General features: G+C 69.5%; 11 protein-coding genes and 1 pseudogene. 7 read left to right on the plus strand and 5 right to left on the minus strand.

Annotation, left to right across the window (positions count from 1 at the left end; all coding sequences use genetic code 11):
* Positions 1 to 180 precede the first annotated feature (180 nt).
* Positions 181 to 483 (plus strand): annotated as a pseudogene (locus tag N416_RS23915) (hemophore); the annotation flags it as partial.
* 16 nt (positions 484 to 499) lie between these two features.
* Here N416_RS23915 and N416_RS0113675 read toward each other — a convergent pair.
* Complete coding sequence (locus tag N416_RS0113675; protein WP_024442670.1) at positions 500 to 1,633, minus strand: YbhN family protein; 1,134 nt, start codon at positions 1,631 to 1,633, stop codon at positions 500 to 502.
* 189 nt (positions 1,634 to 1,822) lie between these two features.
* Between N416_RS0113675 and N416_RS0113680 the strand changes: the two genes are divergently transcribed.
* Positions 1,823 to 2,989, plus strand: a complete 1,167-nt coding sequence (locus tag N416_RS0113680; RefSeq protein ID WP_024442671.1) for an AI-2E family transporter — start codon at positions 1,823 to 1,825, stop codon at positions 2,987 to 2,989.
* Here the strand turns inward: N416_RS0113680 and N416_RS0113685 are convergent.
* From N416_RS0113685 to trmB, 3 genes are all read right to left on the minus strand, one after another.
* Positions 2,949 to 5,852: an MMPL family transporter gene (locus N416_RS0113685; RefSeq protein WP_024442672.1), complete on the minus strand. Its 2,904-nt coding sequence runs from the start codon at positions 5,850 to 5,852 to the stop codon at positions 2,949 to 2,951. The two genes, N416_RS0113680 and N416_RS0113685, sit on opposite strands and share 41 nt — an antisense overlap.
* 74 nt (positions 5,853 to 5,926) lie before the next feature.
* Positions 5,927 to 6,622: an NYN domain-containing protein gene (locus N416_RS0113690; protein ID WP_024442673.1), complete on the minus strand. Its 696-nt coding sequence runs from the start codon at positions 6,620 to 6,622 to the stop codon at positions 5,927 to 5,929.
* Positions 6,622 to 7,404 (minus strand): tRNA (guanosine(46)-N7)-methyltransferase TrmB, encoded by a 783-nt coding sequence (gene trmB, locus N416_RS0113695; protein ID WP_024442674.1) that lies wholly within the window; start codon positions 7,402 to 7,404, stop codon positions 6,622 to 6,624. Before trmB ends, N416_RS0113690 begins: the two co-directional genes overlap by 1 nt.
* 157 nt (positions 7,405 to 7,561) lie before the next feature.
* Here trmB and N416_RS0113700 point away from each other — a divergent pair, with 157 nt between their 5' ends.
* From N416_RS0113700 to fadD4, 4 genes are all read left to right on the plus strand, one after another.
* Positions 7,562 to 8,506, plus strand: coding sequence for a hypothetical protein (locus N416_RS0113700; RefSeq protein WP_024442675.1), 945 nt, complete (start codon positions 7,562 to 7,564; stop codon positions 8,504 to 8,506).
* A complete protein-coding gene (locus N416_RS0113705; protein WP_024442676.1) occupies positions 8,503 to 9,981 on the plus strand; it encodes a hypothetical protein in 1,479 nt (492 codons plus the stop codon). Before N416_RS0113700 ends, N416_RS0113705 begins: the two co-directional genes overlap by 4 nt.
* Positions 9,982 to 10,187: 206 nt before the next feature.
* Positions 10,188 to 12,008 (plus strand): phosphoenolpyruvate carboxykinase (GTP), encoded by a 1,821-nt coding sequence (locus N416_RS0113710; protein WP_024442677.1) that lies wholly within the window; start codon positions 10,188 to 10,190, stop codon positions 12,006 to 12,008.
* Between the two features lie 144 nt (positions 12,009 to 12,152).
* Positions 12,153 to 13,670 (plus strand): fatty-acid--CoA ligase FadD4, encoded by a 1,518-nt coding sequence (gene fadD4, locus N416_RS0113715; protein WP_024442678.1) that lies wholly within the window; start codon positions 12,153 to 12,155, stop codon positions 13,668 to 13,670.
* Positions 13,671 to 13,691: 21 nt separating this feature from the next.
* On the opposite strand, the gene N416_RS24270 is transcribed toward fadD4, so the two are convergent.
* Positions 13,692 to 15,071 (minus strand): PGRS repeat-containing protein, encoded by a 1,380-nt coding sequence (locus N416_RS24270; protein ID WP_024442679.1) that lies wholly within the window; start codon positions 15,069 to 15,071, stop codon positions 13,692 to 13,694.
* A 279-nt stretch (positions 15,072 to 15,350) separates the two neighbouring features.
* Here N416_RS24270 and N416_RS24275 point away from each other — a divergent pair, with 279 nt between their 5' ends.
* Positions 15,351 to 17,681, plus strand: coding sequence for a PGRS repeat-containing protein (locus N416_RS24275; RefSeq protein ID WP_024442680.1), 2,331 nt, complete (start codon positions 15,351 to 15,353; stop codon positions 17,679 to 17,681).
* The last annotated feature ends 7 nt before the right edge of the window (positions 17,682 to 17,688 follow it).

The following is a 17,688-nucleotide window of genomic DNA, read 5'->3' on the forward strand; positions in this document are numbered from 1 at the left end:
GATCTGCCGTTGCTGCCGGGGGGCATCGCGCGCACACCAGACCATCGTCGAAGCGTCATCCGCAATGTGGCGGGACTCGTCGGGGCGGATCGGAGATCTCGCCAGTCGTGAGGAGAATTCGTGAACATCACCCGCGCCACGGTGCGTCGCAGTCTGTCGGGCAAGGGCGTCCTTGCCGCCGTGCCTGTCGTTCTGGGCGGGGCCGTCACGGCCGCGCTGCTGGCCACCCCGTCGGCACCCTCGGCGACCGCGGCCAAAGACCCCTGCGTGGCCAGCGAGATCGCCCGGACCGTGGGCAAGGTCGTCACCTCGACCGGTGACTACCTGGACTCGCACCCGGACACCAACCAGGTGATGACCGGCGCGCTGCAGCAGCAGCCCGGCCCGCAGACGCTGGCAAACCTCAAGGCGCACTTCGACGCCAACCCGAAGGTCGGCGACGACCTGGCCAAGATCACCGCGCCGGTCCAAGAGGTGACCGACCAGTGCAAGCTGGCGGTCAGCCTGCCGCAGGTGCTCGGGCTACTGCAGGCCGTGCAGGCTCAGGGCGGCCTGCCCGGGGGCGGACTGCCCGGGGGACTGCCGGTAACCGGCCTGCCGGTCGGTGCGGTGACCCAACCGGTCGCGGTTCGCTGAGGACCGCCGCGTACTCGTCGGTGTCGCGGTCGGCCGCGTTGTCGGTGCGGAAGACGAAGAAGAACACGACCCAGCCGGCGGCCGATATCAGCACCCAGCTGATCATCCGGTAGATCAGCACCGCAGAGATGGCGTCGGGCACCGTCAGCCCGCTCGACACCAGGCCAGGCACCAGCACGGCCTCCACCACCAGAAGGCCACCGGGAATCAGGGGAATGGTCCCCGCCGCGCGGGCAGCGGCGTAAGCCACCGTCAAACCGGCAACCGATGCCCGCCCACCGGTGGCATAGGCGGCGCAGGCCAGGCAGGCCACATCGGCCACCCAGTTGAACAACGACCAGCCGAACGCCGTCGACAAGTCCCGGCGGCCCAGGCTCACCGATTCCAGCTGGCCCAGCAACCGGCGCCAGGTCGCCATCCCGGCGTCGGTGGGCCGGGCGCGCATCGAGTTGAACCAGGACAGCACGCGGACGCCGATGCCGTCGATCAGTTCCGGTCGGGTGGCGACGGCCTGCGCCAGCAGGAGCAGCGCGATGAAGCCGCCGAGGGTGAACAGCAGGGAGAACGGGTTGCTACGGGCCCCGAGCAGGAAAGCACCGCCGAGGCCCAGGAGGGCCAGCCCGACCGCCTGAAGTACCCCCGACATCACCAGCTGCCATGACGCCACCACCGGAGTCGCGCCCCACCGGCGTTGCTGCCGGTACAGGAAGGTGGTCGACAGCACGGGGCCACCGGGCAAGGTGGTACTGAGCGAGTTGGCCGCGTAGAAGGCGGCCTCGGACTGCCGCTGCGACACGTGCACACCGGCCGAGCCCAGCAGCGTCCGCTGGATCTGCGCGAAGCTGTGCATCGATGCCGCCGCGGCCACCACCGCCCCGATCAGCCAGCGGGCGTCGGCCCGGCACAGGCTGCACCACGCGGCGGAAACCTGGTCCCACACCAGCACGAGTTCAACCGTGAGCACGATCGCCACCAGACCCACCAGGACCGGGCTCACCCACCGGTATTTGCCAACGGAGCGCTGTGAACCCGAGGGGTCTCGCCCGCCGACGCCATGAACGACGACGTCGGGAACGACGCAGTCGTGCGAAACGGGGGCGTGGGGCACGAATCCAAAGGTTAGCCGCGCTAGGTCGATATTCGGCTACCTGATGTGCACCCGCTGCGGCATCGTTACGCTACCGGAATGTCAGCCAGCGCAGACGAATCCGTACATCCGACGGTGCGCAAGGCGGCCGCGTGGGCCTGGCGCCTGCTGGTGCTGTTCGCCGCGGTGCTGCTGGTGCTGCTGATCATGCGGCGCCTCGAAGTGATCGTCGTCCCGGTGGCGATCGCGATGATGGTGTCGGCTCTGCTGCTGCCCGGCGTGGACTGGTTGTCCCGGCACGGCGTGCACAGGGGTCTTGCGGTGTTCCTGCTACTGCTGAGCGGCCTGGCCGTGCTCGCCGGGTTGCTGACCTTCGTCGTCGACCAATTCATCGACGGGGTGCCCGAGCTGGTCGATCAGGTCACCCAGGTGGTCAACTCGACCCAGCACTGGTTGGTCGAAGGGCCTCTGCACCTGAGCAGGGAGCAGATCGACAGCGCCGGAGACAGCGTGGTCAACGGACTGCGCAACAACCAGGCGAAACTGACCAGCGGTGCGCTGTCGACAGCCGAGACCATCACCAAGATCTTCACCGGCGCGTTCGTGGTGCTGTTCACGCTGATCTTCTTCCTCTACGGTGGCCGCGACATCTGGCGGTTCACGGTGAAGTTCTTCCCGAGCCAGGTGCGCCCCACCGTGCACGCGGCCGGTGTGGCGGGATTCGAATCACTGATCGGCTATGTGCGGGCCACCTTCCTGGTAGCCCTGGTCGACGCCCTGGGAATCGGCATCGGCTTGGCCGTGATGGCCGTGCCGTTGGCGTTGCCGCTGGCCTCGTTGGTGTTCCTGGGGGCCTTCATCCCACTGGTCGGTGCGGTGCTCACCGGGTTGCTGGCCGTACTGGTCGCCCTGATCGCCAAGGGGTGGATCTACGCTCTGGTCACCCTGGGGCTGATCATCGCGGTCAACCAACTGGAAGCCCACGTGCTGCAGCCGCTGGTCATGGGGCGTGCCGTCTCGATCCACCCGCTGGCGGTGGTGTTGGGCATCTCCACCGGCGGAATCCTGGCCGGCATCGTCGGTGCGCTGCTCGCCGTTCCGTTGATCGCCTTCGTCGACCGGGCGGTGCGAGTACTGGTCGGAACCTCGGCTTCAGGTACTCCGGACGCGGAGGATGCCCTGGAAGTCGTGGATGACGATACGCCGGACCCAGAATCCGGCGACGTCAGTACCGACCCTCCCGACGCAGCAGTTCAGCAGCGCTGAGACCGCCGGTGGTACCGCGCCGCTGCGGGGTCTGCGGGTCATCCGTCGCGTCGTCGCCGGGCTGATCGCCGACCGCGGCGAACTTCTCGGTGGCCGGGTTCTCGGGGTCGGCTTGGGGGCTCTGAACCGGGATCGCCGTCGTGGGGGCGTTCTCGGTGTTGTCCGCGTCCCCAGTGGGTTTGGGCAGGGACCGGGTCCGCTCGTCGGAAGCGTCCGGCTCAGGTTCCCCCTGCCGGCCGCGGCGGGCCTGAGGCGCCTCACGGCCGCCGCGCAGTTCGCCCAGCCATGACTCGATTTCGCGCTCCTCGCCCGCGCCCGGGGACTCCTTGCCGGGGGACGCCACTCGCTCGGTCGCCGGGTCCGCTGCCGAGAAGCGGGTGGTGGGCGGTTCGGCGGGGCCGGTGTTGATCCGATTGGTCCGGGCGTTGGACGGATTGCCGCTCACCGGCCGGGTCGGCAGCTGTTCTGCGGCACGCTGCGCCGGGGCAGCGCGGCCCGGCGAGGGGTGGGTCGGGTCGTGGGTCGGGCGCGGGGCTGCCGCACCGGCGGGGGCCGGCGCGACAGTTGCCGTCGCGGGACGGCGGGTCACCCGGCGCCGCTCGTCGGGCAGCCGGATCTCGCCCAGACCGATCCGGTTCTGCAGGCGCTTCATCCAGCGGGGCGCCCACCAGCAGTCGTCGCCGAGCAGCTTCATCACCGACGGCACCAGGAACATCCGGACCACGGTGGCATCCAGCAGCAGTGCCGCCATCAGACCGAACGCCAGGTACTTCATCATCACCAGGTCGGAGAACACGAACGACGCGGCAACCACGGCGAGGATCAGCGCGGCAGCGGTGATCAGCCGGCCGGTTGTGGCCGTGCCGATCCGGATCGCCTCGGTGGTCGACATCCCGGATTCTCGTGCCTCGACCATCCGGGAGACCAGGAACACCTCGTAGTCGGTGGCCAGACCCCAGCCCACCGCAACGACCAGCGCGATGACCACCACCATCAGTGGCGTCGGGGTGAAGTTCAGCAGGCCGGCGCCGTGCCCGTCGACGAACATCCAGGTCAAAATGCCCATCGTCGAGCCCAGCGTCAACGCGCTCATCACGGCTGCTTTCAATGGCAGCACCAGTGACCCGAACGCCAAAAACATCAGCAGCGTCGTGGTGATCAGCAAGATCGCCAGCATCAACGGTCCCTGAGCAACTAGCGCATGGATGCTGTCCTGCTCGAGCGCTGGTGTCCCGCCGACCAGCACGTCCAGACCCTTGGGTGTGCTCATGGCGCGCAGCGCCTTGATCTTCTGCGCGGCGTCGTTGCGGTTGACCAAGCCGTTCTCGATCACCCGGACGGAGTGGTCTTTCGAGGCCCCCGGAAGGTAGGGGCGCTCCTTCCACATCTCGGCCGGATCGTCGTCGGGAACGACGAACCCGTTGATCGCCATCGCGCGGTTGCGGATATCGGCGACCTGCTGGTCGGTGACCGGCTTGTCGGAATCGCTCTTGATCACCAGGGTCAGCTTCTCGGTGCGGAAGCCGGGGAAGATCTCGTCGAAGTGCTCTTGGGCAACCCGGGCGGTGTTGTCCGGCGGCAGATACTTCTCGCTCATCCCGCCGAACGACAACTTCCCCAGCGGGATGATCAACAGGATCATCGCGATCACGATCGGGATCGCGAACGCCAGCGGTCGCTGCATGACGAAGTTGACCAGCTTCCCCCAGAACCCGGCCTCGACTTCTTCGCGGGTCTTGGTCTTCTGGGTCTTCTCGGCGAGCCAGCCGATGATGCGGTTGTGGATCTCCCAGTCCCGCAGGATCGGCACCCGGTAGAGGGTGCGCACCCCGAGCGCGTCCACGTTCTTGCCCAGCACGCCCAGGATGGCCGGCAGCAAGGTGATCGACAGCAGCGCGGCCAGGCCCACAGAGGCGAAGATGGCATACGTGATCGCCTTGACGAATCCTTGCGGCAGCACGAGCAGACTGGCACCCGAGACGATGATCAGCACCGCCGAGAACACCACCGTGCGTCCGGCCGTCATCACCGACCGGCGGACCGCCGCTTCGGTGTCGTAGCCCTCGGCGATCTCCTCACGGAATCGGCTCACCACGAACAACCCGTAGTCGATCGCGATACCCAGACCGATCAGCGAGACCACCGGCTGGGCGAAGAAGTTGATCGGCCCGAACATGGCGGCGAAGCGCAGGATGCCGGTGGCTCCGGCGATGCTCAACCCGCCGACGATCACCGGCAGGCTGGCCGCGACCACCCCGCCGAACACGAAGAACAGCACCACGGCGACCAGCGGAAGTGCCAGCACCTCCATGCGCTGCTGGTCGGTGGCGATGGTGCCGGTCAGTTCACTGGCGATCGGCTGCAGACCGCCGAGTTCGACCTTGCCGCCGTCGAGCTTCTGCAGGTCCGACTCGGCAGCCTGGTAATTCTTGAGGATGGTGTCGTCGTCGTCGCCCTTGATCTGGATCGACGCGAACGCGTGCTTCTTCTCCGGGTCGGCCATATTGGCCAGCGCCTCGGGATTGGTGAAGTAGCCGACCCAGCTCATGATCTGATCGGGGTGGTCGTTCTTGACCTTGTTGAGCCCGTTCTTGACCGCGTCGAACCATTCCGGGTCGTCGACCGTCTCGCCCTTGGGCGCGGTGAAGACCGCCACCACATGGCTGGTGCGGTCCCGGCCGTAGACCTCGTCGCCGGCGATCGACGCCTGCACCGACTGGCTGCCCTCGTCGTAGAAGCCGCTCTGGGTGACGTGGTCGCCCAGGCTCATTCCGTAGACGCCGCCACCCAGGCAGAGCGCCACCATCACGCCGATTACGATGAACCGGTAGCGGTATACAGTTCGACCCCACCAGGCGAACACCTATACGCTCCTTACTAAGGTCTGTGGAGACATCTTTCGGACTCGCGCTTCCCTGACTTCAGGCTCTCCAGTTGTCACTCTCGCGAGGTAAGCAGTGAGCTCAGCGGCCGGAACGGCTGGAGCCACGCCCCCTGTTCCGGCAGCGAATCAAGGCTGATCCGCGGCAGCCGCTCCCGGAACACACCAGGGATGTCCTCCAGGTCGACGAACTCCAAGGTATCCGAGGCTAGCGCCCAGCTCGCATGTTCGCGAAATCCGAGCACAGAGGCGGCTATGCCCAGACCGCAGAGTTCTTCCAGCGGTTCCCGGAACGCCTGGCCATCGGCGGAGGCGACCGCCACCGCCACCAGTCCCTGTTCTTTCCGCAGCGCGATGTGTTCGAGCATGTCGGAATCGACATCACTGTCCTCATCGATCTTCGGCTTGGCGAAGACTGCAAAACCCACGTTACGCAACGCTTCGACCCAGGGCCGGACGACGTCGGCGCTGCCCGGGGCGATGTTGGTGAATACGGTCGCCTCCGGCTCCACCTTGAGCTGCGGATGCGACGCCGCCACCTCCGCGGTGCGGCTGAGCAGCCAGCGGCCCAGTGCGTCGAAGCGGGGCCGCTCCACGCCGGTCGGACGACGGCCCAGGATCGCGCCCAGGCCCATGTCCAGGTTCGGGGCGTCCCAGACCAGCAGCACCCGCTGCGTGGGCGTCCCCTCGGCGGTCGGTTCGGTCCCGGTCGGCTCGCCGTCCACTCCAGCCCGCAGGTCGGGGCTGGTCATCAGGCCCGCACCCAGACGAACTCGTTGATCACGCTGCCCGCATCGCGGCCCTTCGCCTCGTACTTGGTGGTGGGGCGAGCGACCGAGATAGGTAGGCGGACGTCGACGAGAGGGCCGGCCACCCGGCGAAGGCCCGGCTCACCGTCGCCGGACTCGGCGATCTGCACCGCGTAGTCGGCATGGTCGGTGGCCGCGTGCAGCACCCCGCCGGGCTGCAACCGATCGGCGATCAGGGCCATGGTGGCCGGCTGCAACAGCCGCCGCTTGTGGTGCCGGGCCTTGGGCCACGGGTCGGGGAAGAAGACGCGCACCCCGATCAGCGAAGCCGGGGCGATCAGGTACTCCAACACATCGAGGCCGTCGCCGCGCAGCAGCCGGATATTGCCCAGTCCCTCGCGGTCGATCGCGCACAACAGTTGCGCCAGCCCGCGCTCATATATCTCGACAGCCAGCACGTCCAGGTCCGGTTCGGCCTGCGCCATCGCTACCGTCGAGGTGCCGGCTCCGCAGCCGATCTCGAGCACCACGGGTGCATCGCGACCGAACCAGCGGTGCGGATCCAGGGGCTGGGGGCGATGGTGGGGACCGTCGGGCGGCACCACATCGGCGCCCAGGTCGGGCCAGAGCCGCTCCCAGGTCTGGCGCTGACCGTCCGACAGCGCGGAGTGCCGGTAGCGGACGCTGAAGTTGCGGAAACGGCGTGGAGCCGGGGTGTCGACGCCAGTGACGTCTGATGCTGACTCGACGTCGCGCGGCGCATGCATCAGTCCATGGTGGCCCATGGATGCATCTGTACCCACTTCGCGGTCCACATTGATACCCAACAGTTGCTTAGCGCGGCCCGTCGGCGCGGCCAAGTCGCCCTGGGGAGGGTGACTCGCGTCGCCGCGGAGCAGCTGACACCATGGCCCGGAGCCGATTGCGCGGGGAGGCAGGGTCGTGACACAGGGGCACCAGCTCTTCGCCGACGAGCTGACCGCGCTGGCCACCCAGCACTCCGACCCCCGACTGGCGGGGATCGCCGCAGCCATCACCGCGCCCCTGCAGGTCGCGGTGCGTGGCCGCCGCGGTGTCGGCCGGCGCACCGTCGCCGCGGCGCTGGCCGCCGCCGGGCTGAGCATCGCCGAGCAGCCCGCTGGGACTGAAATCGCCGAGCTGGCCGTTTATGTGGTCGCCGAGTCGGTCAAGCCCGAGGACATCGCCGCACTGCATGCCACGCGGCGGCACCCGGTGCTGGCGGTGCTGAACAAGGCCGACCTGCGCGGGCACGATGCCGCCACGATGCCGGTACCGGTTGAACCGATGTCGGCGATATTCGCACTGGCCGCGCTCGGCGGTGGGCTGGACGGGGCACTGTGGGAGGCACTGGGCTGCGTGGCCGCCCGGCCCGCCGATCTGCGCTGCGCCGAGCAGTTCGTGAGCGGTCCGCACCCGGTGCCGCGTCAGACCCGCGAGCGGCTGTGCGCCACCGTCGACCTCTCCGGGATCGCGGCACTGCTCGACCTGGCCGGAAGCAACGGCACCCTGTCGCAGGCCCGCGCCCGGTTGCGCCGGCTCAGCGGTGTCGATCGTGTCGTCGCCCGGCTGCAGGTGATGAGCGCTGCCGTTCACCACCGTCGGATGTCGGAGGCGGTGATCCGGCTGGAGGCGATGGCAGTCGGGGACAGCCGCATCGACGAATTCCTGAACCGTGATGCGACGGTCTCCGCTCGGCTGACCGCGGCGGCGGCCGCGATCGAGCTGCCGGAGGAACCGGCGCTGGCGCGGGCCCGTCGCTGGCAGAGTCACCGCAGCGCACCGGTCAGCGCCGCCCGGCGGGCCTGCGCCGCCGATATCGCTCGGGGATCGCTGCGGGCCTGGGCCGCGACGCGGGGCCGCCCATGACCGCCGAGGGTGGCGGATCGGCCGAGGCGGGCCCGATCACCGGGGTAGATGCCCTGGTCGCTGAGGTCGCTCCCGACGTGCTTCCACCGCCGGTGCGGCGCTGCGACGTGGTGGCGGTGACCGGCCCCTGGCTGGCCGGGGTCAGCGCGATGACGCAGGCCCTGGCCGACCGGATGCCGCAGCGGCTGGTGATGGAAGCCACCGACCTGGCACCGGGGGAGGTGCCGCTGGCGGTGGTGTTCGTGGTGTCTGCCGCCGCCGCACTGACGGAGTCGGACTGCGCGCTGCTCGATGCGGTGACCCCTCACACCGATGTGGTGATCGGCGTGATTTCCAAGATCGACGTCCACCGGCAGTGGCGCGAGATGCAGACAGCGGCCCGCGAAACCCTCTCCGGCCACGCGCCGCGCTACCGCAACGTGGCGTGGGTGGGGGCGGCCGCGGCACCGCAGCGCGGCGACCCGCGGGTCGACGACCTGATCGCGGAACTGACCAGACAGCTCGAGGACGGCGATGCTCAGCGTCGTAACCGGCTGCGCTCGTGGGAGTTTCAGCTGCGCACCGACGCCGATCGCATCGACCGCGACGCCCGCGCGGCAGGCCGCCGCACCCGGGTGGCGCAACTGCAGGAGCAGCGTGACGAGGTGGTGCGGCAGCGGCGAATGTCGAAATCGGAGCGCGTGATCGCGTTGCGCAGCCGCATCGCCGCGGCCCGCGTGCAACTGTCCTACTTCGCCGCCAAACGATGCGCCTCGGTGCGCAGCGAGTTGGGCGAAGACGCAGCGGGCATGACGCGCCGCCGGTGGGCGGCGTTCGAGTCCTATGTCCACGCCCGGCTGACCGAAGTGGTGACCGAGGTCGACCAGGGAATCACCGAGCATTTGGCCGATGTCGCCCAGGAACTGGGGCTGGTCGCACCCGAAATGCCGACCGGAGCGGCGGTGCCGGTGCCGCAGGTCGACTCCGGCAAGCCACCGCTGGAGTCCCGACTGTTGGAGACCCAGTTGATGGCGGTGCTGGGAATCGGTTTTGGGCTGGGCGTGGCGTTGACCTTGAGCCGGCTCTTCGCCCACCTCGCGTCCGGACTGGCCGCGCTGGGTGCGGCCGGATGCGCCATCGCCGGGGTGGCGGCCACGGTGTGGGTGGTCAGGATTCGGGGGCTGTTGCGCGACCGGGTGGTGCTCGATCGGTGGGTGGGACAGGCCACCAGCGCGGTGCGGTCCTCGGTGCAGGAGCTGGTGGCCCTGCGGGTGGTGGCCGCCGAGTCGGTGCTCACCGCCGAACTTGCCGGACACAACGAGACCGAGGCCGCGCGCGTCGCCGACCGGGTCGCCGCATTGGACCGGGAACTGCGGGAGCACGCGGCCGCCGCCGCCCGCGCTGCCGCGGTACGTGATCGCAGGCTGCCGTCGTTGCGGCGGGCGTTGGAGAATGTGCGCGCTGAGCTGGGCGATTCAGCGAGGCTCGACGGATGAGAGGCGAAGCTGGGACCGCCCCATGAGCTGGGTGAATCAGGCCCGGTAGAGGCTGCCGTCACGGGCGACAGATAGCTCGAGTTGCGATTGTTTCGATCCGTGTAGCTATTGACGGTAATCTCTTATTTAATGACGGTATAAGAGGTGACAGCGGCGCGCAGCTGCGGCAACGCCACCGAGTGACACAGGTTACACAGGAGAGCTCAATGACCTCAGCGACCATTCCCGGTCTGGACACCGCCCCGACGAAGCATGGTGAGTTGTTGGCCTGGGTTCGGGAGGTCGCGGAGCTCACCCAGCCCGACCGGGTGGAATGGTCCGACGGTTCCGAGGAGGAATGGAACCGGCTGATGGGCCTGCTGGTCGAGTCCGGCGCCGCGGTCAAGCTCGACGAAAAGAAGAAGCCCAACTCCTACCTGGCGCTCTCCGACCCGGCCGACGTCGCGCGGGTCGAGTCACGCACCTTCATCTGTAGCCGCACCCAGGAAGGGGCCGGCCCCACCAACAACTGGATGGACCCGGACGAGATGCGGGCCACCATGACCGAGCTGTACCGCGGTTGCATGCGCGGTCGCACCATGTACGTCATCCCGTTCTGCATGGGCCCGCTGGGCGCCGAGGACCCCAAGCTGGGCGTCGAGATCACCGACTCGCCCTACGTGGTGGCCTCGATGAAGGTGATGACCCGGATGGGCACCGCGGCGCTGGAGAAGATCGGCACCGACGGCGCCTATGTCAAGGGTCTGCACTCGGTCGGCGCCCCGCTGGCCGAAGGCGAGCAGGACGTGCCGTGGCCGTGCAACTCCGAGAAGTACATCACCCACTTCCCGGAGACCCGCGAGATCTGGAGCTACGGCTCGGGTTACGGCGGCAACGCGCTGTTGGGCAAGAAGTGCTACGCGCTGCGGATCGCGTCGGCGATGGCCCACGACGAGGGCTGGCTGGCCGAGCACATGCTGATCCTCAAGCTGATCTCGCCGGAGAACAAGGCCTACTACGTGGCGGCGGCGTTCCCCTCGGCCTGCGGCAAGACCAACCTGGCGATGATCCAGCCGACCATCCCGGGCTGGCGTGCCGAGACCCTCGGCGACGACATCGCGTGGATGCGGTTCGGCAAGGACGGCCGGCTCTACGCGGTGAACCCGGAAGCGGGCTTCTTCGGCGTGGCTCCGGGCACCAGCCGCAGCTCCAACCCGAACGCGATGATCACGCTGGAGCGTGGAAACACCGTCTACACCAACGTCGGCCACACCGATGACAACGATGTGTGGTGGGAGGGCATCGGCGGGGAGACCCCGGCGCACCTGACCGACTGGAAGGGCAACGACTGGACGCCCGAGTCGGAAACCCCTGCCGCTCACCCGAACTCGCGGTACTGCACCCCGATGTCGCAGTGCCCGATCCTCGCGCCGGAGTGGGACGACCCGCAGGGTGTGCCGATCTCGGCAATCCTGTTCGGCGCCCGTCGCAAGACCACGGTGCCGCTGGTGAGTCAGGCCCGCGACTGGCAGCACGGCGTCTTTATCGGCGCCACCATGGGCAGCGAGCAGACCGCGGCCGCCGAGGGCACGGTGGGCAAGGTGCGCCGCGACCCGATGGCGATGCTGCCGTTCATCGGCTACAACGCCGGCGACTACATGCAGCACTGGATCGACACCGGCAAGCACTCCGACGAGTCGAAGCTGCCCAAGGTGTTCTTCGTCAACTGGTTCCGTCGCGGCGACGACGGCCGCTTCCTGTGGCCGGGCTTCGGCGAGAACAGCCGGGTGCTGAAGTGGATCGTCGAGCGGGTCGAGGGCAATGCCGGCGGCCAGGAGACCCCGATCGGCACCGTGCCCAGCGCTGCCGACCTGGACTTGGATGGGCTGGACGTGGCCGCCGCCGACGTGGATCAGGCGCTGATCGTTGACGCCGACGAATGGCGCGCGGAGCTGCCGCTGATCGAGGAGTGGTTCGAGTTCATCGGCGACAAGCTGCCCACCGGGCTGCGCGACGAGTTCGAGGCACTCAAGCAGCGCCTGGGCTAGTAGCCGGGTTTCGAGCACTTCGCAGAACCGCACCCAGGGGGATTCCCCGGGTGCGGTTCTGCATTCTCCGGGTGCGGGGGACGGTTCGCGTCCCTGACGCCCCCACTTGACAGCCGTCAAGTTTGGCCCCAGTACAGTCAGCCCATGCAGATTCGCGAGCAACTCGAAGCCGAGAACCCGGCCATCATCCTGCACCCCTCCGGCATCGTCGTCACCTTCGCTGAGCTGGAAGCCCGGGCGAACCGGCTGGCGCACTTCTTCCGCGCCGCAGGGCTGGTGGAGGGCGATGTCGTCGCGATCATCATGGAGAACAACGAGCACATCCACGCGGCGATGTGGGCGGCACGGCGCAGCGGCCTGTACTACGTGCCGATCAACACTCATCTGACAGCTGCCGAAGCCGCGTACATCATCGACAACAGCAACGCCAAGGCGATCATCGGCTCGGCTGCGCTGCGCCAGACCTGCGCCGACCTCGCTGAGCACTTGCCGGCCGGCCTGCCCGAGCTGCTGCTGATCGCCGATGGTGACCTGGACGGCTGGCAGCGCTACCCGGAATGCGTTGCCGACCAGCCGGAGACACCCATTGCCGATGAGATCGAAGGTGATCTGCTGCAGTACTCGTCGGGCACCACCGGGCGGCCCAAGGGCATCAAACGTCCGCTGCCGCATCTGCCTCCGACCGAGGTGCCGGGGCTGATGGCGATGCTGGTCTCGGTATGGATGGGCCCGGGTTCGGTCTATCTGAGTCCCGCTCCGCTGTATCACACCGCGCCGTCGGTGTGGTCCATGCAAGTGCAGGCGGCCGGGCTGACCACGGTTGTCATGGAGAAGTTCGACGCCGAGTCCGCGCTCGAAGCCATCCAGCGCTATCGGGTCACCCACGGGCAGTTTGTGCCCGCACACTTCACCCGGATGCTGAAACTGCCTGCCGAAGTGCGGGATTCGTATGACGTCTCCAGCCTCAAGCGGGTCATGCACGCCGCCGCTCCGTGCCCGGTGGAGATCAAGCAGCAGATGATCGAGTGGTGGGGGCCGATCGTCGATGAGTACTACGCCTCATCGGAGGCGCACGGCTCGACGCTGATCAGTGCCGACGAATGGCTGAAGCATCCCGGCTCGGTGGGCAAGGCGATGTTCGGTGCGGTGCACATTCTCGATGAGGACGGCAATGAGTTGCCGGCCGGCGAGGCCGGCGAGATCTACTTCGAGGGCGGGAACGCTTTCGAGTACCTCAACGATCCGGACAAGACCGCGAAATCGCGCCACGCGCAAGGCTGGACGACCGTCGGAGACGTCGGCTACCTCGATGATGAGGGCTACCTGTACCTCACCGACCGGCGCCACCACATGATCATCTCCGGCGGGGTGAACATCTACCCGCAGGAAGCGGAGAACCTGTTGATCACGCACCCGAAGGTGTTGGACGCGGCCGTGTTCGGGGTCCCCGACGACGAGATGGGCCAGAGTGTGAAGGCGGCCGTGCAGACCGTCGACCCCGCCGACGCCACGCCTGCGTTCGCCGCAGAACTACTCGACTGGGTGCGGGACCGCTTGGCGCACTACAAATGTCCGCGGTCGATCGCGTTCGAGGAGCAGCTGCCGCGCACCGACACCGGCAAGCTCTACAAGAACGAGCTGGTGGCCAAGTACTCGGCGTGATGCCGGCCCGTCAGGGCCCGATCAGGACGCGTCGCCCGGCTGGCCCGGGGTGCCTTGGTTGCCGGCTTGCCCGTGGACGGTGCCCGGGCCGGCGGCGCCGCCAGGCCCGCCCGCGCCGGGGGTAGCTCCATCGCCCCCGTTTCCGCCCGCGCCGCCGTTGCCGCCGTCACCGCCGAAGCCGACCCCGTGGCCGCCGGCGCCCCCGTGGCCGCCGGTCCCGCCGGTGCCCCCGACGCCAATCGCCTGGCCGCCGTTGCCGGCCGCGCCGCCGTTGCCGCCGTCGCTCCCGCTGGTGCCGACGATCACCGGGGTGGCGCCGCCGCCGGCCCCGCCATCGCCGCCGCGGCCGCCCCGGCTGCCCGTCCCGGTGGCCGTACCACCGTCGCCGCCGTGGCCGCCCTGCCCGCCTCCGGCCGGATCACCGCTGCCGCCGATTCTGCCGCCGTCACCACCGTTGCCCCCGGACCCGCCGGTAGTGCTGTTGCCGGTTGCGGCCCCGCCGTGGCCTCCGGTGCCTCCCGCGCCTCCGCCGCCGCCCAGTTGGCCGCCGTCGCCTCCGCGGCCGCCGTTACCCCCGGTCCCGGCGGTCTTACCGTCGCCGGCGGCGGCGCTGCCGTTGCCGCCGTCCCCACCGGCGCCCCCGCTGCCGTAGAGGTAATTGCTGTCGCCGCCGTTGCCACCGTTGCCGGCGGAACCGCCGTCGCCGGCGCCGTCCCCGCCGTTCCCACCATGGCCGCCGTTGCCCCACACGCCGCCGCCGTGGCCGCCGCTACCGCCGTCGGCGCCCAGGCCGCCGGCGCCACCGTCGCCGCCGTCACCGAACAGGCCGGCGCTGCCGCCGTTGCCACCGGCGACGCCCTCGACGTCCGAAGACCAGCCGTTGCCCCCGTCGCCGAACCACAACCCGCCGGCCCCGCCCTCGGGATGGTCGGCCGTCCCGTCGGGGCCGTTGCAGATCACGCCGCAACCGCCCTCGGCCAGCGGTGCGAACAGCGGATTGACCAAGTTGCCGAACAGCTGACCGGACGGACTGTCGATCCAGTCCTGCACAGCCTCATGCAGCCACTCGTAGAACCCGGCGGCGCCGGACGCGTCCGCGGCCAGTGCCAGCGCGTCACTGCCGAAGGGGTCTGCGCTGGTCAAGCTCCACACGGTGGGATCCAGCCAGGCCCAGCCCGCGGCCGAGGCGCCCGTGTCCTGCTCCGGCACCCCGAAGAGCGGGCTGAGCAGATCGGTGATCCAATCGAACTCGTTCGCGTGGGCGCACGGCGCCGGACCGACCGGACCCAGGCCGAAAGCGGCCAGTGCCGCCAGCGCGGGAACGGTCCGTCGTATGCGCCGAGCCGTTGCGGTGGGGTGCGCCTGGCGGCGCCGGGGAACCTTATTGCGGTGAAGTGGCATTGCTGAGCGACCTCCGGGCGGCACGTCAGGCGAAGCGGGCAGTCGGTGCCCGTCGGGGTGGACCCCTATGAGCAGGTCAGCCCGTCGCTCACCTGGCGACTTGAAGTATATGCGCACTGGGACAAACGAAACTATTGGTATGACTTTATCGCACTTAGCCACATCATCACATGGACAGCGGTCCGCTGAAGCGATACTGTCAAGCACTGTGGGGGAAGGGCACAGTCTTCACTAAGCCCAAACAAAGTTTTCGTAAAGCTCAGAAGGGGTGGACCAACGGTGGCACATCATCGGCGCAGTACTCAGAACGCTCAATCGATCGCGCAGCGGCGGCGGGACCGTGCGATCGGGGCGGCAGCCGCGGTCGGCGCATTCGTGGCGTTCGGAATGGCGCCCCTGGCGTCCGCGCCTTCCGCGCAGGCCGAGGACTTCGGCCTCGACGCGTTCTGGGACATGTTCGGCGTCGGCGACACCAACACCTCGGGATTCGACCTTTTCGACGTCTCGGCGTGGGGCGTCCCGGGCGCGGCCGACGGTGGCCTGTTCGACGCAGACTTCGCCCAGATGTGGCAGGACAGTTTCTACCTCCCGCTGCACGCCATGATGCAGGACTGGATCACCAGCGACTTCGGGTCGAGCGTCAACGGGGTGGTCAACCAGCTCTTCGCGCCGTTTACCGACGGCTTCTGCGGGATGATCTGCAACGGCGCCGACGGCACCGAGGACAGTGTGAACGGCCAGGCCGGTGGGCTGTGGTTCGGCGACGGCGGCAATGGCTGGGACTCGAACCTCGAGGGCATAGCCGGCGGCAACGGCGGCCACGCCGGCGGTATCGGCAACGGCGGCGACGGCGGCATGGGCGGCCTGGGCGCCGACGGCGGCAACGGGGGCCACGGCGGCGAGATGTGGGGCAACGGTGGCGACGGTGGGGCCGGCGGTAGCGGCACCGCCACGTTGGACGCGGGTAACGGCGGCAACGGTGGCTCGTCGGGTCAGGCCCAGGACTTCTTCGGCATGGGCGCGTGGGGCAATGGCGGCAACGGCGGTGCAGGCGGCACCGGTTGGACCGGTACCAACGGCTCCGCGGGCAGCGGCTCCGGCGGGACCGGCGGTGACGGCGTAGCCGGTGGCAACGCCGGAAACGGTGGAGCGGGCGGCGCCGGTTCCTCCTACGTCGGCATCGGTGGCAACGGTGGTGAGGGCGGTGTCGGTGGCGCCGGCGGCAATGGGGGCAACGGCGCGGCCGGCGACGGAGGCACCTTCGCCGACAACGGTTCCGGAAACGGCGCCGTCGGTGGCAACGGTGGCAACGGTGCCGTCGGTGGCAAGGGCGGCGTCGGCGGTGCTGCCGGTAGCGGTGGCTCCGCCGATGGCACGATCGGTGCCAACGGTGACGGCGGTGTCGGTGGTAACGGCGGCCTCGGCGGCGACGGTGGTAGCGGTGCGGCCGGCCTGGCGGTGAACGGCGTTGGCGCCAACGGCAGCGCCGGTGGCAACGGTGGCGCGGGCGGCAACGGTGGTGCTGCAGCGGCCGGCGGCGCGGCCGGTGGAGCCGGTGCCAACGTGGGCGCTGCCGGTGTCGACGGTGACGGCGGCGACGGTGGCAACGGTGGCGACGCCTCGGCCGCGACCGATGGCCGCGACGGCGTCAACGGCTACCGCGACGGCGGAACCCCGCCCGACGTCTCGGCGACCAGTGGCGGTAGCGGCGCTGCCGGAGGTACCGGTGGCGCCGGCGGCAACGGCGGCGGGACCGCGGGCAATGGTGGCAACGGCGGGGCCGGCGGGGCGGGCTCCGACGGTGGCAACGGTGGCCACGGCAGTGCCTCGATACACGGAACGACCGATTCCGTGCACGGCCTGTACAACGCCCCCGGCAACGGTGGCTCGGGCGGCGCCGGCGGTAGCGGCGGCGCGGCTGGATCCGGTGCGGCCAACGGCAACGACGGTGTGATCGGCAACGGCGGCAGCGGTGGCAACGGCGGCAACGGTGGCGACATCGCCGATGTGACCGGACACGCATCCGTGGAAGGCCCCGGCGGCTTAGGCACCCTGGGCCCGCAGGGCTCGGCCGGTACCGGTGGCGCCGGCGGCAACGGCGGTTCAGGCGCCACGGGCGGTACCGGTGGCAACGGCGGAAACGGTGGCAGTGACCCGAACGCCGGCGGCGCCCACGGGGGCGACGGTGGGACCGGTGGCACCGGCGGTGCCGGACTGGCCAACGCCGACGGCTCCGGCGGCGTGGGCGGCGACGGCGGAACCGGTGGAAATGGCGGCAACGGCAGCAACATCCGTTGGGGTGACCCGGACTGGAACACCACCTCCGGCGACTCGTCCTCGGGCCCGATCGACAACGTCCACGGCGGTGCCGGTGGCGACGGCGGTGCCGGCGGTGCCGGAGCCAACACCGGGGGCACCGGCGGTAACGGCGGTGATGGCGGCGACGTCATCACCCCGCACCTGGGCGATGACGGCCTCAACGGCGGTGCCGGCGACACTCCCGGTACCGGCAGCACCGGTGGTGCCGAAGGCGCTGGTGGTGCCGCAGGTGCCGGTCCCGCCGCGGGCGGCGCGGGCCAGGACGGCACCCCGGGCGTCGTCGTCCCGTAGTAGGACA

Source organism: Mycobacterium sp. UM_WGJ (assembly GCF_000455125.1).
Lineage (GTDB): Bacteria > Actinomycetota > Actinomycetes > Mycobacteriales > Mycobacteriaceae > Mycobacterium.

Coding starts and splice junctions, on each gene's coding strand:
- N416_RS0113680 (WP_024442671.1), top strand. CDS start 1,823: ATGTCAGCCAGCGCAGACGAATCCGTACATCCGACGGTGCGCAAGGCG.
- N416_RS0113690 (WP_024442673.1), bottom strand. CDS start 6,622: ATGACCAGCCCCGACCTGCGGGCTGGAGTGGACGGCGAGCCGACCGGG.
- trmB (WP_024442674.1), bottom strand. CDS start 7,404: ATGGGCCACCATGGACTGATGCATGCGCCGCGCGACGTCGAGTCAGCA.
- N416_RS0113705 (WP_024442676.1), top strand. CDS start 8,503: ATGACCGCCGAGGGTGGCGGATCGGCCGAGGCGGGCCCGATCACCGGG.
- N416_RS0113710 (WP_024442677.1), top strand. CDS start 10,188: ATGACCTCAGCGACCATTCCCGGTCTGGACACCGCCCCGACGAAGCAT.
- fadD4 (WP_024442678.1), top strand. CDS start 12,153: ATGCAGATTCGCGAGCAACTCGAAGCCGAGAACCCGGCCATCATCCTG.
- N416_RS24270 (WP_024442679.1), bottom strand. CDS start 15,071: ATGCCACTTCACCGCAATAAGGTTCCCCGGCGCCGCCAGGCGCACCCC.